At 70.8% G+C, this 25,705-nt stretch carries 19 protein-coding genes; 11 read left to right on the forward strand and 8 right to left on the reverse strand.

Annotation, left to right across the window (positions count from 1 at the left end):
• Positions 1-16 precede the first annotated feature (16 nt).
• From hemC to mdoH, 4 genes are all read right to left on the reverse strand, one after another.
• On the reverse strand, positions 17-940 hold the full coding sequence (gene hemC / locus J7357_RS19815) for a hydroxymethylbilane synthase (protein ID WP_209249139.1): 924 nt from the start codon (positions 938-940) through the stop codon (positions 17-19).
• A 58-nt stretch (positions 941-998) separates the two neighbouring features.
• Positions 999-1,745, reverse strand: a complete 747-nt coding sequence (locus tag J7357_RS19820) for a LytTR family DNA-binding domain-containing protein (protein WP_209249141.1) — start codon at positions 1,743-1,745, stop codon at positions 999-1,001.
• A gap of 88 nt (positions 1,746-1,833) precedes the next feature.
• A complete protein-coding gene (locus J7357_RS19825) occupies positions 1,834-2,499 on the reverse strand; it encodes an alpha/beta hydrolase (protein ID WP_209249143.1) in 666 nt (221 codons plus the stop codon).
• Positions 2,500-2,538: 39 nt separating this feature from the next.
• Positions 2,539-4,488, reverse strand: a complete 1,950-nt coding sequence (gene mdoH, locus J7357_RS19830) for a glucans biosynthesis glucosyltransferase MdoH (protein WP_209249145.1) — start codon at positions 4,486-4,488, stop codon at positions 2,539-2,541.
• A gap of 308 nt (positions 4,489-4,796) precedes the next feature.
• On the opposite strand from mdoH, the gene J7357_RS19835 reads away from it, so the two are divergent.
• The gene (locus J7357_RS19835; RefSeq protein ID WP_244667685.1) at positions 4,797-5,417 is read left to right on the forward strand and encodes an isochorismatase family cysteine hydrolase; all 621 of its coding nucleotides are present in this window, start codon (positions 4,797-4,799) and stop codon (positions 5,415-5,417) included.
• 5 nt (positions 5,418-5,422) lie between these two features.
• Here the strand turns inward: J7357_RS19835 and J7357_RS19840 are convergent, their stop codons facing one another.
• The gene (locus J7357_RS19840) at positions 5,423-6,736 is read right to left on the reverse strand and encodes an ATP-binding protein (RefSeq protein WP_209249149.1); all 1,314 of its coding nucleotides are present in this window, start codon (positions 6,734-6,736) and stop codon (positions 5,423-5,425) included.
• 114 nt (positions 6,737-6,850) lie between these two features.
• Between J7357_RS19840 and J7357_RS19845 the strand changes: the two genes are divergently transcribed.
• Entirely contained in the window at positions 6,851-7,225 is a 375-nt protein-coding gene (locus J7357_RS19845; protein ID WP_209249151.1) for a response regulator, read from the forward strand.
• Between the two features lie 61 nt (positions 7,226-7,286).
• Here J7357_RS19845 and J7357_RS19850 read toward each other — a convergent pair whose 3' ends face one another.
• Entirely contained in the window at positions 7,287-7,511 is a 225-nt protein-coding gene (locus J7357_RS19850; RefSeq protein WP_209249153.1) for a hypothetical protein, read from the reverse strand.
• A 409-nt stretch (positions 7,512-7,920) separates the two neighbouring features.
• Here J7357_RS19850 and glgA point away from each other — a divergent pair, with 409 nt between their 5' ends.
• The 7 genes from glgA to glgX all read left to right on the forward strand — a co-directional run bounded on the left by glgA (position 7,921) and on the right by glgX (position 20,709).
• Positions 7,921-9,549, forward strand: coding sequence for a glycogen synthase GlgA (gene glgA, locus J7357_RS19855; RefSeq protein ID WP_209249155.1), 1,629 nt, complete (start codon positions 7,921-7,923; stop codon positions 9,547-9,549).
• Positions 9,546-11,792 (forward strand): 1,4-alpha-glucan branching protein GlgB, encoded by a 2,247-nt coding sequence (gene glgB / locus J7357_RS19860; protein ID WP_209249157.1) that lies wholly within the window; start codon positions 9,546-9,548, stop codon positions 11,790-11,792. The genes glgA and glgB overlap by 4 nt, the downstream gene beginning before the upstream one ends.
• A 2-nt stretch (positions 11,793-11,794) precedes the next feature.
• Positions 11,795-13,582 (forward strand): malto-oligosyltrehalose trehalohydrolase, encoded by a 1,788-nt coding sequence (treZ, locus tag J7357_RS19865; RefSeq protein ID WP_209249159.1) that lies wholly within the window; start codon positions 11,795-11,797, stop codon positions 13,580-13,582.
• A 151-nt stretch (positions 13,583-13,733) separates the two neighbouring features.
• On the forward strand, positions 13,734-15,701 hold the full coding sequence (gene malQ, locus J7357_RS19870) for a 4-alpha-glucanotransferase (protein ID WP_209249161.1): 1,968 nt from the start codon (positions 13,734-13,736) through the stop codon (positions 15,699-15,701).
• The gene (treY, locus tag J7357_RS19875) at positions 15,698-18,313 is read left to right on the forward strand and encodes a malto-oligosyltrehalose synthase (RefSeq protein WP_209249309.1); all 2,616 of its coding nucleotides are present in this window, start codon (positions 15,698-15,700) and stop codon (positions 18,311-18,313) included. Before malQ ends, treY begins: the two co-directional genes overlap by 4 nt.
• 14 nt (positions 18,314-18,327) lie before the next feature.
• Positions 18,328-18,534: a DUF2934 domain-containing protein gene (locus tag J7357_RS19880; protein ID WP_010341051.1), complete on the forward strand. Its 207-nt coding sequence runs from the start codon at positions 18,328-18,330 to the stop codon at positions 18,532-18,534.
• A gap of 9 nt (positions 18,535-18,543) precedes the next feature.
• A complete protein-coding gene (gene glgX / locus J7357_RS19885) occupies positions 18,544-20,709 on the forward strand; it encodes a glycogen debranching protein GlgX (protein WP_209249163.1) in 2,166 nt (721 codons plus the stop codon).
• Positions 20,710-20,872: 163 nt separating this feature from the next.
• Here glgX and J7357_RS19890 read toward each other — a convergent pair whose 3' ends face one another.
• Entirely contained in the window at positions 20,873-21,859 is a 987-nt protein-coding gene (locus tag J7357_RS19890) for a hypothetical protein (RefSeq protein WP_209249164.1), read from the reverse strand.
• A 31-nt stretch (positions 21,860-21,890) separates the two neighbouring features.
• Positions 21,891-23,831, reverse strand: a complete 1,941-nt coding sequence (locus J7357_RS19895; protein WP_209249166.1) for a PEP/pyruvate-binding domain-containing protein — start codon at positions 23,829-23,831, stop codon at positions 21,891-21,893.
• A 306-nt stretch (positions 23,832-24,137) separates the two neighbouring features.
• Here J7357_RS19895 and J7357_RS19900 point away from each other — a divergent pair, with 306 nt between their 5' ends.
• Both J7357_RS19900 and J7357_RS19905 read left to right on the forward strand, forming a co-directional pair.
• The gene (locus J7357_RS19900) at positions 24,138-25,121 is read left to right on the forward strand and encodes an NAD(P)-dependent oxidoreductase (protein WP_209249168.1); all 984 of its coding nucleotides are present in this window, start codon (positions 24,138-24,140) and stop codon (positions 25,119-25,121) included.
• A 197-nt stretch (positions 25,122-25,318) separates the two neighbouring features.
• Positions 25,319-25,534, forward strand: a complete 216-nt coding sequence (locus J7357_RS19905; RefSeq protein ID WP_209249170.1) for a hypothetical protein — start codon at positions 25,319-25,321, stop codon at positions 25,532-25,534.
• Positions 25,535-25,705 lie beyond the last annotated feature (171 nt).

Here is a 25,705-nt window from a genome sequence, read left to right on the forward strand (position 1 = left end):
GGAGCGGTGGGCGCCCTCAGGTCGGCAGATCGACATCCAGCAGTTCGCGCGCGCCGGCGCCGAGCAGGGCCTCGGCCACGGCCTGGCCCAGCGCCTCCGGATCCTGGGCGCTGCGCTGCAGCTCCGCGCGCACCAGGCGCCCGTCGGCCACGCCGCCGACCAGGCCCTGCAGCAGCAGGTCCTCGCCGCGCCATTGCGCGAACGCCGCCACCGGGACGTGACAGCTGCCGTGCAGGGCGCGGTTCATCGCCCGCTCCGCCTCCACGCAACGGCGGGTCGGCGCGTCGTCGAGCGCGGCGAACAGCGCCAGCGCGGCACTGGCGTCCTCGCGGCATTCCACCGCGATCGCGCCCTGCGCCGGCGCCGGCAACCAGTCCGGCGCCTGCAGGCGCTGGGTGATGCGCCCCTCCAGGCCCAGCCGCTGCAGGCCGGCGCAGGCCAGCACGATGCCGTCGTAGCCGCCGTTGTCGAGCTTGGCCAGGCGCGTGTTGACGTTGCCGCGCAGGTCCAGCAGCTCCAGGTCCGGGCGCCGCGCGCGCAGTTGTGCCTGCCGCCGCAGCGAGGAGGTGCCGACGCGCGCGCCCAGCGGCAGCGCGTCCAGCGAGGCGTAGAGGTTGGAGATCAGCGCATCGGCCGGATCGGCGCGCGGCAGGATCGCCGGCAGCACGAACGGCTGGTCCAGTTCCATCGGCACGTCCTTGAGCGAATGCACCGCGCAATCGGCCTCGCCACGCAGCATCGCCAGCTCCAGCTCCTTCAGGAACAGGCCTTTGCCGCCGATCGCCGCCAGCGAGCGGTCCAGGACTTCGTCGCCGCGGGTGCTCATCGGCACCAGCACCACGTCCAGATGCGGGTGCGCGCGGCGCAGGCAGGCGGCGACATGCTCGCTCTGCCACAGGGCGAGCGGGCTCTTGCGGGTAGCGATGCGCAGGATCTTCATGCGCGCATTATCGCGGAAAGCCGCGGTCCGCCGCTGCACGCGCGCGGTCCGGGCGGCATCAGCGCTGGTGGATCTCCTTGCGCAGCTGCGCCACGCAGCGCCGGCTGACCTCCAGCGGCTGCTTGCCATGGCGCAGCACCGCCTGCACCTGGCCCTCGCCGAGCCGGCGCAGTTCCACCAGTTCGTGGCGCGCGACCAGGCAGTTGCGGTGGATGCGCACGAAGCGTTCGGCGAATTCCTCCTCCAGCGCGCGCAGCGACTCCTCGATCAGGTCCTCGCCGCGGGCGTGGTGCACGACCACGTACTTTTCCTCGGCCTGCAGGTAGTGGATGTCGTCGACCGGGATCAGCCGCAGGCTGCCGCGCAGGCGCGCGCACAGGTGGGTGCGCCGCTGCGGCGCTGGCGCGGCGGCATCGCCGTTGCCGCGGCCGGCCATGAAGGTGCGGGCGCGCTGCAGGGCTGCGGCCAGGCGCTCGGCGCGCACCGGCTTCATCAGATAGTCGATCGCCGCCGCCTCGAACGCCGACAGCGCATGCGCGTCGTAGGCGGTGCAGAACACCACCGCCGGGCGTGGATCGAAGGTGGCCAGGTGGCGTGCGGCCTCCAGGCCGTCGAGCCCGGGCATGGCGATGTCCAGCAGCACCAGGTCCGGTCGCGCCGCGGCGCAGGCGTGCAGCGCGTCCATGCCGTTGTCGGCTTCGGCCACCACTTCCACGCCGGCATGCGCGGCCAGCAGCGTGCGCAGGCGTTCGCGCGCCAGGGGTTCGTCGTCGGCGATCAGCACCTTCACCCAGGTCTCCCTCACTCGACTGGCGTGCGCTGCGGCCGATACTAGCCCCGGTTCAGGGCGCCCGCCACGGGTATCGCACCACGCCGCCACGCGGCTGGCGTTCTCAGTTGCCGGTGAGGCAGGCGTCCATCCAGTCGCCCAGGTCGGCGATTTCCTCGGCGCAGACCTGATGCGCCATCGGGTAGCGTCGCCACTGCACCGGCATGCCCAGCGCCTGCAGGGTCTGCGCGGTGCGCTCGGCGTAGGGCTGCGGGATCACCGGATCGCCCTGGCCGTGGGCCATGAACAGCGGTTGCCGCAGGGCCGCCGGCGCATGCCAGCGGGCGACGCTCTCCAGTTCCGGCAGATAGGTGGACAGGCCGATCAGGCCGGCCAGCGGCCGCTCGCGGCGCAGGCCGGCGGCCAGGGTGATGGCCCCGCCCTGGGAAAAGCCGGCCAGCAGCAGGCGCTCGGCCGGCACGCCGCGCGCGTCCTCGCGCGCGATCAGTTCCTCGACCTGGGCCACCGATTCGGCGACGCCGGCGCTGTCGGCGCGGTTGGAGAAGTCCATGCTGACGATGTCGTACCAGGCACGCATACGCACGCCATTGTTGACCGTCACCGGCCGCACCGGCGCGTGCGGGAACACGAAACGCAGCGCCGGCCAGTGCGGCCGCACCAGCTCCGGCACCAGCGGCGCGAAGTCGTTGCCGTCGGCGCCCAGGCCGTGCAGCCACAGGACGGTCCAGGCCGGCGCGGCGCCGGTCTCGTGCTCCACTGTCTCCAGCATGTCGGTTCCCGATGAATGAGGCCGGATAGTATGCCGGCCTCAGCCCTGGGCCTGCGCCTCGGCCTCGGCCCGGCGTGCGGCGGCTTCGCGGCGCAGTTCGGCGGCACGCAGCAGCACCGCCGGCGGCTGCGACTCCTCGGGAATGGCCAGGATGCGCAGCTTGCGCAGCCACAGGCCGGCGGCACGCGAAGAGCTGATCGCCACCACCGGCACCGCCAGCGCCATGCCGATCACCACCGGCGCCATCCACGCCGCCAGCGACGGCGACACGGCGTAGGCCATGCCGCCCATCAGCAGGCCGAACGCGCTCAGTCCGCCGTAGCTGCGCAGCAGCGCCGACCACGCGATGCGGCCGTCGTCGCGCTGCTGCGCGTCCCAGCCCGAGTCCTTGCCCGCCAGCACCTCGGCGACACCGCGCGACTGAACGTACATCACCACCGGCGCCATCAACGCGGCCAGCAGGGTTTCCAGCAGCATGCTGACGAAGGCGCGCACCCCGCCACCGCAGCCGCGGCGTTCGCCCGGCTTGAGCAGCATCGCGAAGTAGCCCATCACCTTGGGCGCCAGCAACACGAACATGGTCACCGCGAACACCCAGGCCACCCGCGTGGAATCCTGCTGGTGCCAGTAGCGCGCCGGCGAGAACGGCGAGATCACCGAGGCGACCAGGTCGAACCCGCCGTTCTGCAGCGGAATGGCGATGCCGATCAGCATCAGCATGCCCCACATCGGCGCGGTGAAGTAATGGCCGATGCCGATCAGCATGTGCATGCGGCTGACCCAGTGCAGGCCACGCGCGCGCACCACCTTGGAGTGCTGCAGGTTGCCCTGGCACCAGCGGCGGTCGCGCACCAGCAGGTCGGTCAGCGTCGGCGGGCCTTCCTCGTAGCTGCCCTGCAGGTACGGCACCATGTGCATGGCCCAGCCGCCGCGGCGCATCAGCGCCGCCTCGACGAAATCGTGGCTGAGCACGTGGCCGCAGAACGGCTTGCGCCCAGGCAGCGACGGCAGGCCGGCCTGCGCGGCGAAGGCCTCGGTGCGGATCATCGCGTTGTGGCCCCAGTAGTTGCTTTCCGAACCGTGCCACCAGGCCACGCCGAAGGCGATCACCGGGCCGTAGACGCGGCCGCCGAACTGCTGCATGCGCGCGAACAGCGTATTGCCGTTGACCACTTCCGGCAGGGTCTGGATCAGGCCGACATCGGGGTTGGCCTCCATGCCGGCGGCCAGGCGCACGATGCTGTCGCCGGTCATCAGGCTGTCGGCGTCCAGGATCAGCATCTGCGGATAGGCACCGCCGAAGCGGCGCACCCAGTCGGCGATGTTGCCGGCCTTGCGCCCGGCGTTGCTGGCGCGGCGCCGGTAGAACAGCCGGCCGTGGCCGCCGACGCGCTCGACCAGTTCGGCGTATACCTTCTCTTCTTCCACGCCGATCGCCGGGCGCGTGGTGTCGCTTAGGATGAAGAAGTCGAAGCGCTCGATCTGGCCGGTGGCCTCCACCGACTCGTAGATCGCCTGCAGGCCGGCCATCAGCCGGTGCGGATCCTCGTTGTAGGTGGGCATCAGCAGCGCGGTGCGGTTGCGCACCACCGGCAGCGGCGCATCCGGATCGATGCCGAGCTTGCGGCCCTTGCCGAACACCAGGGTGAAGAAACCGGCCAGCGCACTGACGAAGGACAGCGCGATCCAGGCGAACAACGGGATGAACAGCACCATCAGGCAGGCTTCGAGAACGCTCACGCCGCCGATCAGCAGGACCTTGGCGATCAGCCAACTGGCGTAGGCGGTCATCGCCGCGGTGGTACCGAACACGTAGAAACGCCGCCAGCCGATCCCCATCGGGGTGCTGGGCAGGCGCTTGTTGCGCAGCTTGCCTTCCTGCAGCGACTGCAGCGGCATGTCCAGCGGCGCTTCAGGCGGCAGGACCGCCTGGCCGGCATCCAGGGGCGCATCGACGTGCACGGCCGGTGTGGGGGCGACCGCGCTCATGCGATCCGCCGATCGCGTCCGGCGCCGCAGCGCCATCGGGAAGTGCCGCGGGCGGCCGGCACGGCGGATGCCGTCGCGGCCACGCGCGCCTGGTTATGTACGCCAGTTGATACCACGTGCTCTCCTGTCGACGGACAAAGACGCCCGTCAATGTAAACCTTAAATAGTAAGCTTTCGCGAAGGCGGCCATGGCCGCTGCCACGGTGGCGCCGGCGCATCCGTTCAGCGATGCCGCCTTCATCCGCGCTCACCCGCGTTTCACCTGCCGCGCCGACCATGAAGCCAGCCCGGCAATGGAGGATCGACGCATGCGCCAGCCCACCCGGCGACGCACAGGCACCCAGCGGCAACAGGATCGGCACGCGCAGGCAGCGGCGCCGCCCGGAGCGCCGGCGCTGCTGATCGTGGACATGATCAGCCGTTTCGACTTCCCCGACGGCGCGCGCCTGGCCGCTGCGGCGCTGCCGGTGGCCGAGCGCATCGCCCAGGTCCGCGTGCGCTTCCATCGGCGCGGCTGGCCGGTGCTGTTCGCCAACGACAACTTCGCCGACTGGCGGACCGACTTCGAGGGCCTATGGACGCTGTGCGCCGACCCGAAGCAGCGCGGCGCACGCATCGCCGCCTGCCTGGCGCCGCAGCCGCAGGACTACTCCGTGCTCAAGCCCAAGCACTCCGCCTTCCTCGGCTCGGCCCTGGCCCTGCTGCTGGCGCGGCTGCAGACCACGCGCCTGCTGGTCACCGGCATCGCCACCGATGCCTGCGTGCTGGCCACCGCGATCGATGCACGCATGCGTGATTTCCAGGTGCAGGTGCCGCCCTCGTGTTGCGCGGCGCTGGATGCCGGGCGCCAGCAGCGGGCATTGCAGGTGCTGCGCGAGGCCTTCGCGGTGCGCATCAGCGACCGCCTTCCGGCGCGCGCCGCAGGATGATGGGGTTAGCCGGCCGGCGGCGGCGGCGGCCCTGGCGCGCCCTCGTTATCACCCTCGTCGCCGGGTGGCTGCGCCACGAACGGAAACGCCAGGGTGATGGTGGTACCGCGGCCCAGTTCCGACTCCACGTCGACGAAGCCGCCCGCCTGGCGCACCAGGCCGTAGACCTGGGCAAGGCCCAGGCCGGTGCCCTTGCCTTCGGGCTTGGTGGTGAAGTACGCCTCGAACAGGCGCGACTTGACCTCCTCGGACATGCCTTCGCCCTGGTCGCCGACCGCCAGGGTCACATAGCTCCCCGGCTGGCGCATCGCCGCCGCGCGCGACGGCGGCACCTCCAGCGCGCCGCAGCGGATCGTCACCACGTCGCCGGGGCGGCTGGCGTCGCGCGCGTTCAGGGCCAGGTTCATCACCGCCTGCTCGACCGCGTTGCGGTCGGCGTAGGTCGTCGCCTCCTCGGTGCAGCCGAACACGTGCAGGCGCATCTCGCCGCCCAGCGCCTGCGCCAGCAGCGGCTGCATGTGCGTCACCAGCGCGTTCAGGTCCAGCCAGGCGGGCTTGACCGGGTGCGCACGGGCGAAACCGAGCAGGCGCCGTGTCATTCCCGCGCCGTGCTGCAGGGCCTCGCTGGCGATGCCGAGCAGGCGGCGCTGGTCCGGCTGCAGGCGCTGCGGGTGTTCGGCCACCATGCTCACCGAGGTCATCGCGGTATGCAGCATGTTGTTGAAGTCGTGTACCACGCCGGCCAGCATCTGCCCGATCGCCTCGCCCTTCTGCGCCTGGGTCATCGCGCGCTCGGCCACGCGCTGCGCTGCCAGGGCGATGTCCAGTTGCCCGCGCAACTGCGACTGCTCGGCCTGCCAATGGCGACCCAGCGCGGCGGCATCGGCCGGTCCCAGCGGCACCTCCTCGGCATCGACCGGGGCCAGATCGCCCAGCGCGCGCAGGGCCTGCTCGATCTGGTACTGCTGGGTGACGTCGCGGCTGATCACCAGCACGCTCTCGACCCGCGCCGAGGCGTTGGCCAGCGGACTGACCATCACGTGCCACCAGCGCCGCCGCCCATCCAGCGACGGGCGCTCGGCCCAGAATTCGCGCTGCTCGTTGCCCAGCGCCGCAGCAAAGGCGCCCTCGGTCAGCGAGCGCATGTCCTCGGGCCACAGCTCCGCCCAGGGGTGGCCGACGATATCGGCGGGGTCGGAGACGCCCAGCAACACCAGACCATGCGGATTGATCGAGCGAACGATGCCGTCGCGCCCGACTTCCTTGATGCAGTCGTGCGAGAGCTCGACGATCTGCCGATAGTGAGCGTGAGTGGTCAAGCCGCGTCTCGCAGTGAATGAGGACGAGAATATCGGGATTGCCCGGGCGTCACCAGCGCTTCACCAAGTAATCGTGAAGCTGGCGTGGATTGTTTATAAAGCGATAACAGGATTATGCGCGTCACCTCCGCCTCCACCGCCATTCTTCTGGTGGAGGACGACCAGACGATCCGGGAATTGGCCGCCGCCATGCTGGCTGCCGATGGATACCGGGTCCTGTCGGCCGCAACCGCGCAGGAAGCGCTGGAGGTGTTGGAACGGAACCCCGAGGTGGAGTTGATCTTCAGCGACGTGCAGATGCCTCGCTGCGACGGCCTGGGCATGGTGCGCAAGTTGCGCCGCCGCGGCATCACCATCCCTGCCCTGCTCACCTCCGGCATGCATGCGCCCGACCCCGGGATGCTGCCGCCGCGGACCGGCTTCCTGCCCAAGCCGTATCGCCGCGCCGACTTGCTGGCGGCATTGGACCGCCTGCAGACCGAACACTGAACCAGGCGCGCCGGTGTGCGTCGCTGCGGCCATCGAGCGCGGCGCGGGCGAGGCACGCCGGTCAGGCGAAGACCAGCTTTCCGTACCGTGCCGAACGGATTGCCGCCAAACGCTCGGCGACGAAATAAGCACCGGCATGCGCATCGCGGAAGTAGACGCCGTCGAACGCGTGCCGGCCGAGCACGGCACCGTCGTTGTCGGTGATGCGGATCTGCGGCTCCAGGACGCCATCCGGGCGCGGACGCAGCAGCGCGTCGAGGACGAAGCCGTCCAGCTCGCGGCGCATCTGCGGTTTCAAGACTGTCATGCGCACACTGCACCATAGGCTGCATGAAGCTCGCACAACGGAGGTGGTCGCCACAGTCGCACGGGAAGCGCGACACGGGTGCGGCAACAAAAGCCGGAAGCTAAACGATTCATCGGCGCTGGCAGCGCGCCACCGGCCTGCGGCGCCTGAAGTTCGGGGAAATCCAATATGCGCCGCTTTCATCATGTCGCCGTAGACAAGCGCGCACTTCACGCCTCTTTTATCGCGCCATTCGTACTTTGCTCCTGCATTATCGCATTGCAACATCGCTGTCCCGTTTCGACGCTGCTGTGCCTCTTTTTTCGCTTTACGTCGCGCGCCCGCCAGGGCGCGCGGTGGCAGTCGCTTTCCGTGTGCCCCGTCCTCCCCCTTCCCAGACGGAACCGCCATGTCGCCCCCCACCCCCGCCGACCTGACCGATAGACAACGCGATACCCATCCGGTGCTGCACGCGCCGCGCCGCCGCTACCGCGATGCGCGCGGTCGCTTTGTCCGCAATGCCGAGGTGACCGTCAAGCTGAACCCGGCGCCGCGCCGTACCAGCCTGTTCGTGACCTCGGAAATGGCCGATTTCGTGAAGGCCGGCGGCCTGGGCGACGTCGCCGCGGCCCTGCCGCGGGCGCTGCGCGGCAGCTGCGACATCCGTGTGCTGATTCCCGGGTATCCGGCGGTCCTGCGTACCACCGGGCCGCTGGAGATCGTCGGCCGCATCGCCGCGCACGCGGGACTGCCGGATTGCGCGCTGGGCCGGGCCGAGCGCCCGGACGGCCTGTGCGTCTACGTGCTGCTGTGCCCGCAACTGTTCGAGCGCCAGGGTTCGCCCTACGTCTCCAGCGAAGGCCGCGACTGGGAAGACAACGCGCTGCGCTTCGCCACCCTGTCCCACGCCGCCGCGCAGATCGCCGGCGGCCAGGCCGGGCTGGACTGGACGCCGGAGCTGCTGCACCTGAACGACTGGCCATGCGCGCTGGCCGCCGCCTATGTGCGCTGGTCCGGCGGTCGCACGCCGTGCCTGCTGACCATCCACAACCTGGCCTACCAAGGCCTGTTCCCGTACGCCATGGCCGGCGCCCTGGGCATCCCCGCCGAGGGCCTGCAGGACCTGGAGTTCTACGGGCAGATGTCGTTCCTGCGCGCCGGCATCGTCCACGCCGATCACGTCAACACGGTCAGCGTCAGCTATGCCGCGCAGATCACCGGCCCGGCGCAGGGCTGCGGCCTGGACGCGCTGCTGGCGCGGCGCGCTGCCAGCGGCCGCCTGAGCGGCATCGTCAACGGCATCGACGCCAGCTGGGACCCGCGCACCGACGCCCACCTGCCAGCCCACTTCGGCGTCGGCCAGATCCAGGGCAAGCGCGAGAACGCGGCGCAGGTGCGCCAGGCGTTCGGCCTGCTCGACAGCGACGGCCCGCTGTTCGCGGTGGTCTCGCGACTGGTGCACCAGAAGGGCCTGGACCTGATCTGCGAGGTGGCGCCGCAGATCGTCGCCGCCGGCGGCCAGATCGTGATCATAGGTGGCGGCGAGCCGCAGATCGAACAGGCGGTGGCGGCGCTGGCACGGCGCTACCCCGGCCACGTCGGCGCGCACATCGGCTTCGAGGAGCGGCTGGCGCGGCGCATGTTCGCCGGCTCCGACTTCCTGCTGATGCCCTCGCGCTTCGAACCGTGCGGGCTCAGCCAGATGTACGCGCAGCGTTTCGGCAGCCTGCCGATCGCCCACGCCACCGGTGGCCTGATCGACACCGTGGACGACGGCGTCACCGGCTTCCTGTTCGAGGAAGCCTCGGCCGACGGTCTGCGTCGCTGCCTGCAGCGGGTGTTCCGCACCTTCCGCCTGCCGGGCCTGCTGCAGGCGATGCGCCGCGCGGCGATGCTGCGGCCCAGTGGCTGGGAACTGGCCGGCCGCAAGTACATGGCGTTGTACGAGCGCACCGCCGGGGCGCGGCCGGCAACCGGCGGCGTGCCGCTGCAGACGACCACCGCCGCGGCCAACGCGAGCGCATTGGCGAGCGCATGAGCGATCGGGAACACGCCGTGGACCCGGCCGCCGGCCGGGACCCGGTGGCGGAAACAGAAGACGACGGCGACGGCCTTGCGCTGCAGGCGCTGGCCCGCGGCGAGGCCGGCGATGCCTTTGCCTGGCTGGGGCCGCATCCACGGGCCGACGGCACGGTCCGGGTGCGTGTTCTGGCGCACGGCGCCGAGGCGCTGGGCCTGCTCGACGCCCAAGGCAAGCTGATCGCACGCATGCGTGCCCACCCGCAGGCCGAGGGCCTGTTCGAGGGCGAGCTGAAGCAGCCCATGCCCTACCGGCTGCGCATCGTGTGGCCGGACGCGGTGCAGGAATGCGACGACCCCTATGCCTTCGGGCCGCTGCTTGATCCGGCCTGGCTGCAGGACCTGGCCGCCGGCGACGGCGCCGCGCTGCGCATCGCCTTGGGCGCGCACCATGCCCGCGTGGACGACGTCGAGGGCGTGCGCTTCGCGGTGTGGGCGCCCAATGCCAGGCGGGTGGCGCTGGTCGGCGACTTCAACGGCTGGGACGCGCGCCGGCATCCGCTGCGCCCGCATCCCGAGGTTGGAGTCTGGGAACTGTTCGTGCCCGGGCTGCACGGCGGCGAACACTATCAATACGAACTGCAGGCCGCCGACGGCAGCGTGCTGCCGCGCAAGGCCGATCCGGTGGCGCGCAGCAGCGCGCCGGCGCCGTCCACGGCCTCGGTGGTGCCGTACGCCGACAGCCATACCTGGGGCGATGCGGCCTGGCTGGCGCAACGCGAGGCCCAGGCCGGCAGCGCGCAGCCGTTGAGCATCTACGAACTGCACGCTGGCTCCTGGCGCCACGACCGCCACGGCCAGCCGCTGCACTGGGACGCGCTGGCCGCGGAACTGATTCCCTATGTGCGCGGGCTCGGCTTCACCCATATCGAACTGCTGCCGATCGCCGAGTATCCGTTCGGCGGCTCCTGGGGCTACCAGCCGCTGGGCCTGTACGCGCCCACCGCGCGCCATGGCGACGCCGCGGGCTTCGCGCGCTTCGTCGATGCCTGCCACCAGGCCGGCATCGGCGTGCTGCTGGACTGGGTCGGCGCGCATTTCCCCGACGATGCGCACGGCCTGCAGCGCTTCGACGGCAGCGCCCTGTACGAACATGCCGACCCGCGCGAAGGCGTGCATCGCGAGTGGAACACGCTGGTCTACAACTACGGCCGCGCGGAAGTGGTGGCCTACCTGATCGGCAGCGCGCTGGAGTGGATCGAGCGCTTCCACGTCGACGGCCTGCGCGTGGATGCGGTGGCGGCCATGCTGTACCGCGACTACGGCCGCAACGCCGGCGAGTGGATCCCCAATGCCCACGGCGGCCGCGAGAACCTGGAGGCGATCGCCTTCCTGCGCCGGCTCAACGACGAGATCGCGCAGCGTTTCCCCGGCGTGCGCACCATCGCCGAGGAATCCACCGCCTGGCCGGGCGCCACCGCGCCCACGCAGCAGGGCGGACTGGGCTTCAGCCACAAGTGGAACATGGGCTGGGCGCACGACACGCTGCGCTACCTGCAGCGCGATCCGCTGTACCGGCAACACCACCACAGCGAGATGACCTTCGGCCTGGTGTATGCGTTCTCCGAGCACTTCGTGTTGCCGCTGTCGCACGACGAGGTGGCGCGCGGCAAGGGCTCGCTGCTGGCGCGCATGCCCGGCGACCCCTGGCAGCGCTTCGCCAACCTGCGCGCCTACCTGGCCTTCATGTGGGCGCATCCCGGGCGCAAGTTGCTGTTCATGGGCTGCGAGTTCGGGCAATGGCAGGACTGGGACCACGACCGGCCGCTGGACTGGGCACAGGCGCAGCAGCCCGAGCACCGCGGCGTCGCGCGTCTGGTCGCCGACCTCAACCGGCAGTTGCGCGCGTTGCCCCCGCTGTACCGCAGCGACCGCAGCAGCGACGGCTTCGAATGGAGCATCGCCGACGACCACCGCAACAGCGTCTTCGCCTTCGTCCGCCACGACCGCGACGGCGACGCGCCACCATTGCTGGCGGTCAGCAACTTCACGCCGAACGTCCACCACGACTATCGCGTGGGGGTGCCGCGCAGCGGACGCTGGCGCGAGCTTCTCAACAGCGACAGCGGCTACTACGGCGGTTCCAACCAGGGCAACGGCGGCGTGCTGTCGACCCTGCCGCAGCCGATGCACGGGCATGCGCAGGCGTTGGCGCTGACGCTGCCGCCGCTGTCCACCCTTTGGCTGCAACCGGACCTTTGACCATGGCCACGACCGCTGTCTCGACCGATTCCTCCGCCGCCCCACGCGCGGTCCTGCGCCCCGGCGCCTGGCCAGGCGCCAACGGCGAGGTCGCCTTCGCGCTGTGGGCGCCGGATGCCGAGCGCGTGGAGCTGGTGTTCGGCGACGATCGGCGGCAGCCGCTGCAGGCGATCGGCGATGGCTACTTCGCCGCTACCCTGGCCTGCGCGCCGGGCACCCGCTACCGCTATGCCATCGACGGCGGCACCCCGGTGCCGGATCCGGCCTCGCGCTGGCAACCCGACGGCGTCCATGGCCCCAGTGCGGTGCTGGCCACCGACGGCCATGCCTGGCGCCACGACGACTGGCGCGGCCGGCCCTGGGCCGAGACCGTGTTCTACGAACTGCACGTGGGCACCTGCGGCGGCTACGCTGGGCTGCGTGCGCAGTTGCCGACGCTGGCCGCGCTCGGCGTGACCGCGATCGAACTGATGCCGCTGGCCGAATTCCCCGGCCGCCACAACTGGGGCTACGACGGCGTGCTGCCGTACGCGCCGGCCTCGACCTACGGCCATCCGGACGAACTCAAGGCGCTGATCGACGAGGCCCACGGCCTGGGCCTGAGCGTGTTCCTTGACGTGGTCTACAACCACTTCGGCCCGGACGGCAATTACCTGGGCCAATACGCCTCGACCTTCTTCCGCGAGGACGCGCCGACCCCGTGGGGCGCGGCGATCGATTTCCGCCTGCCGCCGGTGCAGCGCTACTTCATCGACAACGCGTTGATGTGGCTGCACGAATACCGCTTCGACGGCCTGCGCCTGGATGCGGTGCACGCGATCGTGCCCAACGCCTTCCTCGACACCCTGCGCGAGGCGATCATGGCCAGCGTCGCCGACGGGCGCCACGTGCACCTGGTGCTGGAGAACGAGGCCAACCAGGCCGGTGTGCTGGAACGCGGCTACAGCGCGCAGTGGGACGACGACTTCCACAACAGCCTGCACGTGCTGCTGACCGGCGAACACGAGGGCTACTACGCCGGCTTTGCCGACGCGCCGGCGCAACACCTGGCGCGGGTGCTCGGCGAAGGCTTCGCCTTCCAGGGCCAGGCCGACCACCGCGGCCACGCGCGCGGCGAGCCCAGCAGCCACCTGCCGCCGCACAAGTTCGTGATCTTCGCGCAGAACCACGACCAGATCGGCAACCGCGCCCGCGGCGACCGGCTGATCACCCAGGTGAGCGAACCGGCGCTGCGCGCGGCGCTGGCGCTGACCGCGCTGACCCCGATGATCCCGCTGTTCTTCATGGGCGAGCCGTGGGGCAGCCGGACCCCGTTCCAGTTCTTCACCGATTTCGCGCCGCCGCTGGACGAGGCGGTGCGCGAGGGCCGCCGCCGTGAGTTCGCGCACTTCGCCGCCTTCGCCGATCCGGAACAGCGCGCCACCATCCCCGACCCCAACGCACCGGGCACCTTCCAGGCGTCCATCGCCGACATCAGCGACGCCACCCATGGCGACGGTGCGCGCTGGCGCGACTGGTTCGCGGCGTTGATGGCGTTGCGGCGCCAGTACCTGATGCCCGCCCTCACCCAGTCCAGCGCGCTCGGGGCACGGGTGATCGGCCCGAAGGCGATCGCGGCGGGCTGGCGCCTGGGCGACGGCGAATGGCACGTGGCGGCCAACTTCGGCGACGCGCCGGTGGCGCTGGACCTGCCCGGCAGCACCGTGCACGCGGAGAACGCCGGCGACGACGCCGCGCAGTTGCCGCCCAACGCCTTCGTCGCGCGCTACCGGCCCGGCAACGCCGCATGAGCGCCCGCTGTCGCGACGCCATCGCGACAGCGTCCCCGGCACGCTGGCCGCCTCGTTCGCTGCCCACCGCCGCGCACGCGCCGTCGGCGCGCGCGGGCGGGACCGCGGCGGATATCTCTTCCTCCGCCCTGCTGCCCGGTTCGCCCTGCCCATGACCGACACTTCCCTGCACACCCTGGCCGACGCCGCCGGCCTGCTGGTCGATTGGATCGACGCCAGCGACACCCCGCGCACGGTTGCCGACGACACCCTGCGCCATGTGCTCGGTGCGCTCGACCTGGACGCGCGCGATGCGGCCGCCTGCCGCGACAGCCTGCGCCGGCTGCAGGCCGATGCCGCACTGCCGCCGCTGCTGACCGCCGACGCCGGCGTGCCGGTCGAGGTCGGCGCCGCGCCCGGCGCGCAGTACCGGCTCGACGGCGAGGACGGGCAGACACTGCACGGCCACTGCGACGCACAAGGCCGCCTCGTCGCGCCCGATGCCGCCGGCTACTGGACCCTGCAGCACGGCGACCGCCGCACCACCCTGGCGGTGGCACCACCGCGCTGCTACGGCGTCGCCGACGCGGTGGGCGCAGCGCAACCGCGGCGCTGGGGCCTGTCGTTGCAGGTGTATTCGGCGCCGGGCGGCTACGACGCCGGCATCGGCGACGCCGCCGGCACCGCCGCCTGGGCCACGCGCATCGCCGCAGCCGGCGGCGATGCCATCGCGCTGAGCCCGGTGCATGCGGCGCGGCCGGTCGGCGCGCATTACAGCCCGTATTCGCCCAGCGACCGCCGCTTCCTCGATCCACTGCAGGCGGCGCCGGCGCGCGTGCTCGGCGCCGACGCCGCACAGCGCGCGCTGGAGGCAGCCGGGCTGGCACAGGCCTTCGCCGAGGCGCAGGCGCGGCCGCTGATCGACTGGCCAGCCTCGGCGGCGTTGAAGTGGCAGTGGCTGCGCCAGTTGCACGCCGACTTCGGCCAGGCCGACGCGGCGCTGCACGCCGACCTGGCCGCGTTCGAACGCGACGGCGGCAACGCGCTGCACGCGCATGCCGCGTTCGCCGCACAGGACTTCGGCGATGCCGATCCGGGCCTGCACCGGTTCGCGCAGTGGCTGGCCGCGCGCAGCTGGGCCGACGTGCAGCGCCAGGCGCGCGCCGACGGCATGGGCATCGGCCTGATCGCCGACCTGGCGGTGGGCTTCGACGCGCATGGCGCCGAGGCCGCGGCATGGCCGCAGGCGGTGCTGCAGGGGCTGGAACTGGGCGCGCCGCCGGACGCGTTCAACGGCGACGGCCAGGCCTGGGGCATCTGCGGCTATGCGCCGACCGCGCTGCGCGCCAGTGGCTTTGCGCCGTTCATCGAACTGCTGCGCGCAGTGATGCGCGATCGCGGCGGCGTGCGCATCGATCACATCCTCGGCCTGCTGCGGCTGTGGGTGATCCCGCGCGGCGCGCCTTCGTCCACGGGCGTGTACCTGCGCTATCCGCTGCACGATCTGCTGCGCCTGCTCGCGCTGGAATCCTGGCGGCACCGCGCGATCGTGATCGGCGAGGACCTGGGCGTGGTGCCGGACGGCATCCGCGCCGAACTGTCGCGCCGCGGGGTGATGGGCATCGACGTGCTGCTGTTCACCCGCGACCGCGATGGCGCGTTCCTGCCGCCGGCGCAGTGGCGCCCCGATGCGCTCGCCACCACCACCACCCATGACCTGCCGACCCTGCGCGGCTGGCGCCGCGGCGAGGACATCGACTGGCGCCGGCGCCTGCAGTTGAGCGACGCCGCGCAGCAACATGCCGACCACCAGGCACGCACCGACGACGTCGCGCGCATGGACCAGGCGGTCGCCGCGGCGCTGCCGCCCGCGCAGGCCGCCGACCCGGAACTGGGCGCGCTGCGCTTCGTCGCCGCCACGCCCTCGCCGCTGGCGCTGCTGCCGGCCGAGGACGCGCTGGGCCTGGACCAGCAACCCAACCTGCCCGGCACCGTCGACGGCCACCCGAACTGGCGCCGGCGCCTGCCCGCACCCGATGCCGCCGCATCCGCCGCCACCCTCGCCACGCGCCTGGACGCCTTCGCCCAGACCCGCCAATCCACCGCCACCGCCGCGCAAGGAGCCGACGCATGCGCATGATTCCCCTGCGGGCCACCGCCCGCCTGCAGTTGCATGCCGGTTTCACCCTGCTCGACGCCGCCGCGCAGGTGCCGTACTACGCCGGGCTGGGCATCAGCCACCTGTACCTGTCGCCGATCGGCACCGCGGTGCCCGGTTCCACCCACGGCTACGACGTCACCGACCCGCGCCAGGTCAATCCCGAGCTCGGCGGCGAGCCGGCGCTGCTGCACCTGTCCGAGCGCGCGCGCAGCCACGGCATGGGCCTGATCCTGGACATCGTGCCCAACCACATGGCCACCCACCCGAGCAATCCGTGGTGGTGGGACGTGCTCACGCACGGTCGGCGCAGCCGTCATGCCGGCTGGTTCGACATCGACTGGCGCGCGCCCGGGCGCGACGGCAAGCTGTGGTTGCCGGTGCTGGACCGCCCCTATGCGCAGGCGCTCAGCGAAGGCGCGCTGCAACTGCAGGTGGCCGAGGACGGCAGCGTCGTCCTGCTGCACCACGACCAGCGCTTCCCGATCCGCCTGGACGGCGCCATCGCCCAGGAACCGGCCAGCGCGCGCCCGGCCTGGGCGGCCCGGCTCAACGACGCCGCGCGGCTGGGCGACGACGCCCTGCACCGGCTGATCGAACGCCAGTGCTATCGCCTGGCCTGGTGGCGGGTCGGCAACGACATGCTCAACTACCGCCGCTTCTTCGACATCACCTCGCTGGCGGCATTGCGCGTGGAGCAGAACGACGTGTTCGCCGCAGTCCACGAGCTGCCGTTGCGGCTGGTCGCCGAGGGCCATCTCGATGGCGTGCGGGTCGACCATGTCGATGGCCTGGCCGACCCCACCGGCTACGTGCAGCGGCTGCGCACGCAACTGGACCGCGCCGGCCGCCGCCGCGGCATCGCCCCGGGCGGCATCGCCCTGTACCTGGAAAAGATCCTGGCGCCGCACGAGCAGTTGCGCAGCGACTGGCCCTGCGACGGCACCACCGGCTACGACTTCATGGACCAGGTCGCCGCGGTGCTGCACGACCCGGCCGGCGCCGAACCGCTGACCGCGCTGTGGCGGCGCTGGAGCGGGCGCAGCGGCGACTTCGGCCAGGAGCAGCGCGCCGCGCGCGACGAGATCCTGCAGGGCTCGCTGCAGGCGGAGTTCGTGCGCACCGTGCAGGCGCTGGGCGCCGCCGCGCACCTGGATCCGCTGACCCGCGAGTTCAGCCCGCAGATGCTGGCGCGCGGGCTGATGGCCTTGCTGCGGCACTTCGAGGTGTACCGCACCTATGCCGGGCCCGATGGCCTGGACGACGACGACGCAGCACGCCTGGCCCAGGCCGCGCAGCGTGCGCGTGCCGGCGCCGAGCCGCGGGTCTGCGCGGCGATCGACGCGATCGAACGTTGGAGCCGCGACGGCCGCGGCACCGGCAAGGCGCAGGTGGCGCTGCGGCGGATCGTGCGCCGGCGCCTGGAGCAACTGTCGGCGCCGCTCAACGCCAAGTCCGTGGAGGACACCTCCTTCTACCGCCACGGCGTGCTGCTCTCGCGCAACGAAGTCGGCAGCGAGCCGGACGTGTTCGCGATGACGCCGGAGGCGTTCCACGCGGCCAACGCCGTGCGCGCGCAGCGCTATCCACGCGCGCTGCTGGCCACCGCCACCCACGACCACAAGCGCGGCGAAGACGTGCGCATGCGCCTGGCCGTGCTCAGCGCGCAGGCGCCGTGGTGGGAGGCGCAGGTGACGCGGTTCCAGGCGCTGTCGGCCGACCTGCTGCCGGCCGGCAGCGCCGCGCCGCTGCCCGGCGACCTGCTGATGCTGTGGCAGATGCTGGTGGCGGCGTGGCCGCTGGAACTGGCGGCGGACGACGCCGACGGCCTGCGCGACTACGCCGAGCGCATCGGCGCCTGGCAGCTCAAGGCCGCGCGCGAAGCCAAGCTGCGCACCCACTGGACCTGGCCGAACGAAGACTACGAGCGCAATGCGCGCGCCCTGCTCGACGCCGCACTGCTGCAGCCGGCCGGTGCCGCGCTGCGCGAAGCACTGGCGCAGGCGGCCGCGGCGCTGGCCCCGGCCGGCGCGCTCAACAGCCTGGTGCAGACCGCCCTGCGCCTGACCCTGCCCGGCGTGCCCGACCTGTACCAGGGCAGCGAAGGCTGGGATCTGTCGCTGGTGGATCCGGACAACCGCCGCCCGGTGGACTACGCGCTGCGCCAGGCCTGGCTGGGCGACGCCACCGCGCCGGACGCGCTGCTGCAGGACTGGCACAGCGGCCACGTCAAGGCCTGGCTGACCGCGCAGTTGCTGCAGCTGCGGCGCGCGCACCCGGCGCTGTTCGCCCACGGCAGCTACACGCCGCTGCAGGCGCAGGGCGCACAGGCGGCGCACGTGCTCGGCTTCGTGCGCGAGCACGAGGGCACCTCGCTGGTGGTGGTGGTGCCGCGGCTGAGCGCGGCCGCGCAGGCGCTGCGGCCGGACGCGCCGCTGCGGCCGCAACTGGACTGGCGTGACACGGTTCTGACACTGCCGCAGGCACAGTATCGTCCGGTGCTGGCCGGTGCTACCGTCGACGCCACGTCGGCCGTTCCGGTGTCGGCCCTGTTTGCCGCATTCCCGATCGCCGTGCTGGTCGCCTCCCCCTGATCCCGCAAGAAGCCATGGACGCAGAAACACGCCAACGCCGCATCCGCCAACTCGCACACGAAATCTGGGAAGCCGAAGGGCGACCCGACGGCCATGCCGCCCGCCACTGGGCCATGGCCGAGCGCCTGGTGGCCGCGGAAGCGGCCGCCGAGGCCGATGACGAAGCGCTGCCGCCGCCGGCACCGCGACGCAGCGCCGGCAACGGCAGCACTTCTTCCTAAGGATCCTTCATGCCCGTGCGCAAGCTCACCCGCCGTTCGCGTATTCGCGAGGGCCTGCCGTATCCGCTGGGCGCCACCTGGGACGGCCTGGGAGTGAACTTCGCTCTGTACTCGGCGCACGCCACCAAGGTGGAACTGTGTCTGTTCGACGATCGCGGCCGCGAGATCGAACGCATCGCCCTGCCCGAGTACACCGACGAGATCTGGCACGGCTACCTGCCCGACGCGCGCCCGGGCCAGCTCTACGGCTACCGCGTGTACGGTCCGTACGCGCCCGACGCCGGACACCGCTTCAATCCCAACAAGCTGCTGCTCGATCCCTACGCCAAGCAACTGGTCGGCGAACTGAAATGGGCGCCGGCCCTGTTCGGCTACACCATCGGCCACAAGGATGCCGACCTCAGCTTCGACCGCCGCGACAGCGCCGCCTACATGCCCAAGTGCGCGGTGATCGATCCGGCCTTCACCTGGGGCAAGGACCAGCGTCCGCAGACGCCGTGGGACAGCACGGTGATCTACGAGACCCACCTGCGCGGCACCACCATGCGCCACCCCTCGGTGCCCGAGGCCTGGCGCGGCACCTTCTCCGGGCTGAAGGTGGACGAGGTGGTCGAGCACATCAAGCGCCTGGGCATGACCGCGGTGGAACTGCTGCCGGTGCACGCCTTCGTCGACGACGAATATCTGCTCAAGCAGGGCCTACGCAACTACTGGGGCTACAACACCATCGGCTTCTTCGCCCCGCATCCGCGCTACATGGCCACGCGCACCGTGTCCGAGTTCAAGCAGATGGTGGCGCGGCTGCACAGCGCCGGGCTGGAAGTGATCCTGGACGTGGTCTACAACCACACCGCCGAAGGCAACGAACTGGGGCCGACGCTCTCGTTCAAGGGCATCGACAACGCCAGCTACTACCGCCTGGCCGAGGACCGCCGCTTCTACATCAACGACACCGGCACCGGGAACACCTTCGACCTGACCAACGCCGGCGCGCTGCGCATGGTCAACGACTCGCTGCGCTACTGGGTGTCGGAGATGCACGTGGACGGGTTCCGCTTCGACCTGGCCACCATCCTCGGCCGCGAGCACCACGGCTTCGATCCCAAGGGCGGCTTCCTCGACGCCTGCCGCCAGGACCCGTTGCTGAGCCAGGTCAAGCTGATCGCCGAGCCGTGGGATGTCGGCCCCGGCGGCTACCAGGTCGGCGCGTTCCCGCCGGGGTGGTCGGAGTGGAACGACAAGTTCCGCGACAACGTGCGCGCGTTCTGGCGCGGCGACGAAGGCCAGCTGGCCGAACTGGCCACGCGCCTGACCGGCTCGGCCGACCTGTTCAATCATCGCGGTCGCCGCCCGACCGCCTCGGTCAATTTCGTCACCGCCCACGACGGCTTCACCCTGCACGACCTGGTCAGCTATTCCCACAAGCACAACGAAGCCAACGGCGAGCACAACCGCGACGGCTCGGACAACAACATTTCCGCCAACTACGGCGTGGAAGGCGAGACCGACGACGAGCAGATCAACGCCCTGCGCCTGCGGCAGATGCGCAACATGCTGGCCACCCTGCTGCTGTCGCAGGGCACGCCGATGCTGCTGGCCGGCGACGAGTTCGGCCGCAGCAAGGGCGGCAACAACAACACCTACTGCCAGGACAACGAACTGACCTGGCTGAACTGGGAAACCGGCCCGCGCGCGCACCAGCTCAGCGCCTTCGTCTCGCGCCTGACCCACCTGCGCGCACACTACCCGCTGCTGCACCGCGCGCGCTTCTTCGACGGCGCCTACGACGAGGAACTGGGCATCAAGGACGTGACCTGGCTGGCGCCGGACGGCGAGGAGATGACCGAGGCCTCCTGGCACGATCCGCACGCCCGCGCGCTGATGATGCGCCTGGACGGCCGCGCCCCATCCAGCGGCCTGCGCCAGGCCGCGTCGAACGTGACCCTGCTGATGATCGTCAACGGCGCGGTCGAGGATGTGGAGTTCACCCTGCCGCTGGTCGAAGGCGAACATTGGCGCGTGCTGATCGACACCGCCGAGCGCAACGGCGAACACGGCCTGCCCGGCGGTTCGCACTGGCACGGCCTCGGCCGCTCGCTGACCCTGCTGGCGGCCGAGCGCGACAACAGATCCAGCGCGGTACATCACCGCAATGCGGATGCACCGACGGCGTGATGTGATGGAAGCGCCCGGCGATCTGCCGGCGGCTGCGCGTCGCGGCTGAAGCCGCTCCTACGACGGCCACGTCTGCTTGCTGTAGGAGCGGCTTCAGCCGCGACCCGACCTCGATGGCGCGCCGACACTGGTGCGCCGCACCGGCTGCACACCGCAAGCGGAGCTACGCGCCGATCTCGAAAAACGCCTCGAAGCGATTGGGCATGTCGCCCAGCATCGTCTCCAGATAGGCATGCGGCTTGATACCGTCGAGCCAGGCGAAATACCTCGCCTGCGACACGTGCCTGCGCGCGGCGGCCAGCACTGCCTGGCAGCGATCCGGTGGCAGCAGCGGCAGCGGCGATGGTGCAGGTTCGTAACATCCGGAGAAATCGCCTTTCAACACGTGCGCTCCATGCCAAACGACATCCATCAACGTATCGCAGTCGAGTTCGGGAAGCTCCAACACGTCCCCACGCAGGAGAGGCGAGGTGGCCAGCAGCCACGTGTAGAGTTGCGTGGTCCACAGCGGGCAATGGATCGCAAATACCGAGTCGAGCCAGCCAGGTAGTTCGTTCTCGGCCAGATACTTCGCACAGAAGAACATGCCTGCCGAAAAGTCGCCGTACGCCACGCTCCACGCAAACCGTCCTTCGCTGCTGCTGCGTGGATCCTCCGGCGCAGCGAGCGCCAAACGCTGTGCGTCCCAGCGCAACGGATCCATCAGGCAGCGGCCCAGGGTGTGCCTCGCATCGTCGGCGAATCCCGGATACGGCTCGTCGATACCGCGCGGGTGGATGGCGATGAACGCCGTGACCAGGCGTTGGTACAGGCCGTCGAACGATTGCTCATGGTGGCGCGGAACCAGGTGCGCCAACAAGTAGCGATACCATCGGGTCCATTCGTCCATCGGCCCGAAACAGGAATTGCCTGCCACGATTTCATCAAGGGGCGTGCGCAGGTCATCGAGCGACAAGTGCTCGAGGTCGGCGAGCAGGAGGTCGAACATGCGCCGCTCCTCGCCCATGAACCACGCTTCGCCCATCGGCTTCAGCGGTCGAGGAAAGCGCGCGCGCATGCGCTGGACGCATCCAGCATTCAGCCCGTCACCCGGACGCCAGACGAACGGATGGGCGATCTGCGGTTGTGGCGGCCGCCGCGACGCTGCCATCAAGCGACCCCAGTGACACGGTGACGGCGGTTCACTGGTGTCCACCCCGCTCCACATACGGCCGCGCCTGCAGGATCACCACCTCATCGCCGACCACCGCCCACTCGATGTCCTGGTCCGCGCCGCCCAGCGCCTGCTTGGTCATCGTACCGACCCTGGCCAACCGCGCGATGAGCGCATCGGTCAGCACCTGGCGGGTGCCGGTGATGGGGACCTCGCGCACGCCGCCGGCGGCGTTGGCCACGAGCTGGGTGTCCTCGGCCGAACGGCTCAGCACCTGCACCGCCTTGGACCAGCTCGAATACATCACCTGTTCGGCCTGGCGCTTGCCCTCGACCACACGGATACCGAGGCCGCGCTTGGCCGAGATGTAGGTGACATGGCGACGCGCGGCATCGAACGGATCGCGGGTGATCATCACCCCGGAGCTGTCGGACGGGGCGGCCAACTGCACCAGCACCGCCATGGCAACAGCATCCTGCGGCAGGCCGGCGGCGGCGCGCGCTTCGTATGCCTCGAAGTTGTACACCGACGCCCACACCGTCTGCACGGCCTTGGCCAATGCATCGGCGCGGGTGACGTTGGGCACGGTGGTGTACAAGCCGGCGCCGCTGAAGCCGGGCAGATCCTCGGAGTTGGACGAGCTGCGCACGAACACACCGGCGCCGTGCAGTTGTTCGCGCCACTGCGTCTCCAGCGCACGCACGAAGGCGGGATCGGGCGTGGCGTCGGCGATCTCGGCACGCAGGGTCGCCAGCGCGGCGCGGCGCACGTCGGCGTCGGTGGCGAAGCCGGGACGGCGCTGCAGGTCGCGCAGGCGCTGATCGACCTGCAGACGCTGCAGCGTCGCCTGGTAGAACGCGAACGGGATGCAGAAGCCGTCCGGCACGCGCGCGGCCGGCGGCAACACCGCCTTCAGCGTGCCGAGATTGGCCGCCTTGGTCCCGCAGGCGCGGCTGTCGCGGGCGCGCAGCGCCGCCAGCGGCTGGAGCGCGACCACGCTCAGGTCCGGACGCGGCAGCGCGCGTGACGCCGCGCGCGGGGCCGTGGACGACATGGCTGCCGGCGGGCCTGCAAGCGGCGTCACCCGGTAGTCGTTGTGGGTGACGTCCAGTTGCACCCAGCGGCCGTCGTACTGGCGCAGCGCCGCCTGCGCATCGCGCACGTACACGTTGGGAATGCCCCAGCCCTTGGCCAGCAGGTTGACGTGCGACAGCAGCGTGGACGGGCGCTGCGTGACCAGGCCCGCGACCGGCGCCAACGCGATCGGCACCTCGTCCAGCACCGGGATGTCGCGCGGGGTCAGCGCACGGAACTGCGCCTCCGACCGCACGATGCGCAGCCGTCCCTCGGCATGACCGGTGTTCAACGGCAGGAAGCGCTGCTCGCGCAGCAGCGCTTCCTGGGTCACGAAGGCCAGCCCGGCGGACTTGGCCACCTGTTCGTGCAGCGTGGAGTTGGTCTTGAACCGCAGCGTGTCGTAGAACGAGGCGCGCAAGGCGGCGTCGGTCTGCTGCAGCAGCGCCGCGGTGAGAAGATCGCCCTCCCAGAATTCGTAGGTGTAGCCCGGCAGATCCTGCTGCCAGCTCAGGGTGCCGAACAAAAAGCGTCGCTGCGGATCGCGGTATTGCGCCTTCAACGCCGCCTTGCCCATGCGTGGCGCCAGGCGCTGGCGCACGAACTGCTCGTGCAGCGCGAAGCGCGGCGTGTTGAGGTAATAGACGCGCCCGCCGTGCTGCCGATCGATCACGAACAGCAGATGCGGCAGTTCCAGCGCGGTGCCGGCGTTGTAGACCCGCGCGAGCTGCAGGAACTGCGCGCGGCCGTCCAGGCGCGGCAGGGAATCGGGTCCGGTCGCCGGCTGCACCGCGGCGTCGCGGCCTGGGCGCTGCTCGTAGACCGAAGGCTTGCGCGCGGTCTGCGCCAGCGCGGGCGCCGCGGCCCACAGCGACACGATGAAGAGAACCCACACCGAGAGGCGGGGCCAGGCAAGCGGCGGACGGGCTCGATCCATGATGCCGGTTCGGGAGGACGACGAGCGCGGATCATACGCCAGCGTCTGCACCTTGGCTGCGCGGCGAAGCGCGGCTAGGCGTTTGGTGGCGGCATGAGCGTTGCAGACTGCAGGATGACAGAGCGCGATGGCGCTCGTTCGCCGAATAGCTACCACGGACCGTCCTTCGGTATCGTTGGCCGACAGGACGTTGTTGCAGTCGAATGCGGCCTGCCGCACGCGCTGCTTCGCGACCTGGCCCATCTCGTCCCCAAAGGAGTCCGCATGCCGCTGTACCCCCTGTTCGCCGACCTGGCCGGGCGCCGTGTGCTGGTGGTGGGCGGCGGCGAGGTGGCGATGCGCAAGATCGAGGCGTTGCTGCACGCCGGTGCCGACGTGCTGGTGTACGCGCATGCGCTCAACCCCACCGTGGCGCAGTGGCTGGCGCAGGGCCGCCTGCAGCGCGCCGATGGCGGCTTCGACCCGCAGTGGCTGGACGCCGCCTGGCTGGTGGTGGCGGCCACCGACGACGACGCATTCAATCGGCAACTGGCCGAACAGGCCGGGGCGCGGCGCAAGTGGGTCAACGTGGTCGACGACGCCGCGCTGTCGACGTTCCAGGTGCCGGCGATCATCGACCGCGACCCGCTGCTGATCGCGATCTCCTCCAGCGGTGCGGCGCCGATGCTGGCGCGGCGCCTGCGCGAGCGCTGGGAAACCGAACTGGACCATTCCTATGCCGAGTTGGCGCAGTTGTTCGCGCGCCACCGCGCCGCGATCCGCGCGCGCCTGCCGGACCTGCCGCAGCGCCGCCGCTGGTTCGAGCAGATGCTGGAAGGGCCGGTGCAGACGCTGCTGCAGAGCGGCCAGCGCGAGGCCGCCGAGCAAGCCTTCGCTGACAGCCTCAACCACAGCGACGACATACCGCGGCAAGGCAGCGTGTGGCTGGTCGGCACCGGCAGCGGCGACCCCGGCGCACTCACGCTGAAGGCGCTGCGCGCGCTCAACCAGGCCGACCTGCTGCTGGTCGGTGCAGAGGTCAGCGCGGCGGTGCTGAGCCTGGCGCGCCGCGATGCCAGCCGCCAGCCGCTGCCGGACGATCCGGCCGCACATCTGGCGCTGCTGATCGAACGAGCGCACGCCGGGCAGCGCGTGGTCAGCCTGTTGCCCGGCGATGCGTTCCGGCAGCCGCCGCATACGGCGCTGGCGGCGCAATTGGCCGCCGCCGGGATCGCCTGCGAAGTGGTGCCCGGAGTGGCATTGGATTGAGGCACGGCAGCGTAGCTGGCGCACTTGGCGAAGACCATCGCACGGCGCAGACTCTGCACGCCGCGGCGACAGCTCGGCGTTCCCATGTCAGGCAGCACTAGAGACCCGTGAACCGACTACTTCCCGCGCTGGGCTTCTTGCTTCTCTTGACCGGGTGCGATCAGGCCCGGGAGCGCTGTCGTAAGGTTAAGCCTGGAATGACCCTTTCTCAGGTGACCGCGGCGATGGGTAAGCCTAGAGATTCTTTCCTGCTTGGAGATCCCCCTGCCGGCATTATGCTGATCTATGGCCCGAAGACCCGCGACAGATGGCCGCAAGAAGCCAACGGTCCGATAGCCATCGAGATGCAGGATGCACCATCACGTGACCCAGCTGACAGGATCGTGGTAGAGACATATTGTCGCGCCAACTGACACGCGCCCCAACAATCGTTCAAGCAGAAATTGAACCGCTACGCCAGCCATATGGCAGCACGAGCTTGCAAGTTGTCCGGCTACGCGCTGCAATTCGGCCTGACTTGATGTTAGGCCGCATGCGAATCTTTATAGCAAGCATTGAAGCACTTCTCGATCGGGAATTGGCAC

This window comes from Xanthomonas sp. D-109 (assembly GCF_017746095.1).
GTDB classification, from domain to species: Bacteria; Pseudomonadota; Gammaproteobacteria; order Xanthomonadales; family Xanthomonadaceae; genus Xanthomonas_A; species Xanthomonas_A sacchari.

What these genes read in the sequence shown, in the direction of transcription:
- hemC (WP_209249139.1), bottom strand. Translation starts at nt 940, where the DNA reads ATGAAGATCCTGCGCATCGCTACCCGCAAGAGCCCGCTCGCCCTGTGG.
- treY (WP_209249309.1), top strand. Translation starts at nt 15,698, where the DNA reads ATGATTCCCCTGCGGGCCACCGCCCGCCTGCAGTTGCATGCCGGTTTC.
- J7357_RS19890 (WP_209249164.1), bottom strand. Translation starts at nt 21,859, where the DNA reads ATGGCAGCGTCGCGGCGGCCGCCACAACCGCAGATCGCCCATCCGTTC.
- glgB (WP_209249157.1), top strand. Translation starts at nt 9,546, where the DNA reads ATGAGCGATCGGGAACACGCCGTGGACCCGGCCGCCGGCCGGGACCCG.
- J7357_RS19825 (WP_209249143.1), bottom strand. Translation starts at nt 2,499, where the DNA reads ATGCTGGAGACAGTGGAGCACGAGACCGGCGCCGCGCCGGCCTGGACC.
- glgA (WP_209249155.1), top strand. Translation starts at nt 7,921, where the DNA reads ATGTCGCCCCCCACCCCCGCCGACCTGACCGATAGACAACGCGATACC.
- mdoH (WP_209249145.1), bottom strand. Translation starts at nt 4,488, where the DNA reads ATGAGCGCGGTCGCCCCCACACCGGCCGTGCACGTCGATGCGCCCCTG.
- treZ (WP_209249159.1), top strand. Translation starts at nt 11,795, where the DNA reads ATGGCCACGACCGCTGTCTCGACCGATTCCTCCGCCGCCCCACGCGCG.
- J7357_RS19835 (WP_244667685.1), top strand. Translation starts at nt 4,797, where the DNA reads ATGCGCCAGCCCACCCGGCGACGCACAGGCACCCAGCGGCAACAGGAT.
- J7357_RS19850 (WP_209249153.1), bottom strand. Translation starts at nt 7,511, where the DNA reads ATGCGCCGCGAGCTGGACGGCTTCGTCCTCGACGCGCTGCTGCGTCCG.
- malQ (WP_209249161.1), top strand. Translation starts at nt 13,734, where the DNA reads ATGACCGACACTTCCCTGCACACCCTGGCCGACGCCGCCGGCCTGCTG.
- glgX (WP_209249163.1), top strand. Translation starts at nt 18,544, where the DNA reads ATGCCCGTGCGCAAGCTCACCCGCCGTTCGCGTATTCGCGAGGGCCTG.
- J7357_RS19845 (WP_209249151.1), top strand. Translation starts at nt 6,851, where the DNA reads ATGCGCGTCACCTCCGCCTCCACCGCCATTCTTCTGGTGGAGGACGAC.
- J7357_RS19905 (WP_209249170.1), top strand. Translation starts at nt 25,319, where the DNA reads ATGACCCTTTCTCAGGTGACCGCGGCGATGGGTAAGCCTAGAGATTCT.
- J7357_RS19880 (WP_010341051.1), top strand. Translation starts at nt 18,328, where the DNA reads ATGGACGCAGAAACACGCCAACGCCGCATCCGCCAACTCGCACACGAA.
- J7357_RS19900 (WP_209249168.1), top strand. Translation starts at nt 24,138, where the DNA reads ATGCCGCTGTACCCCCTGTTCGCCGACCTGGCCGGGCGCCGTGTGCTG.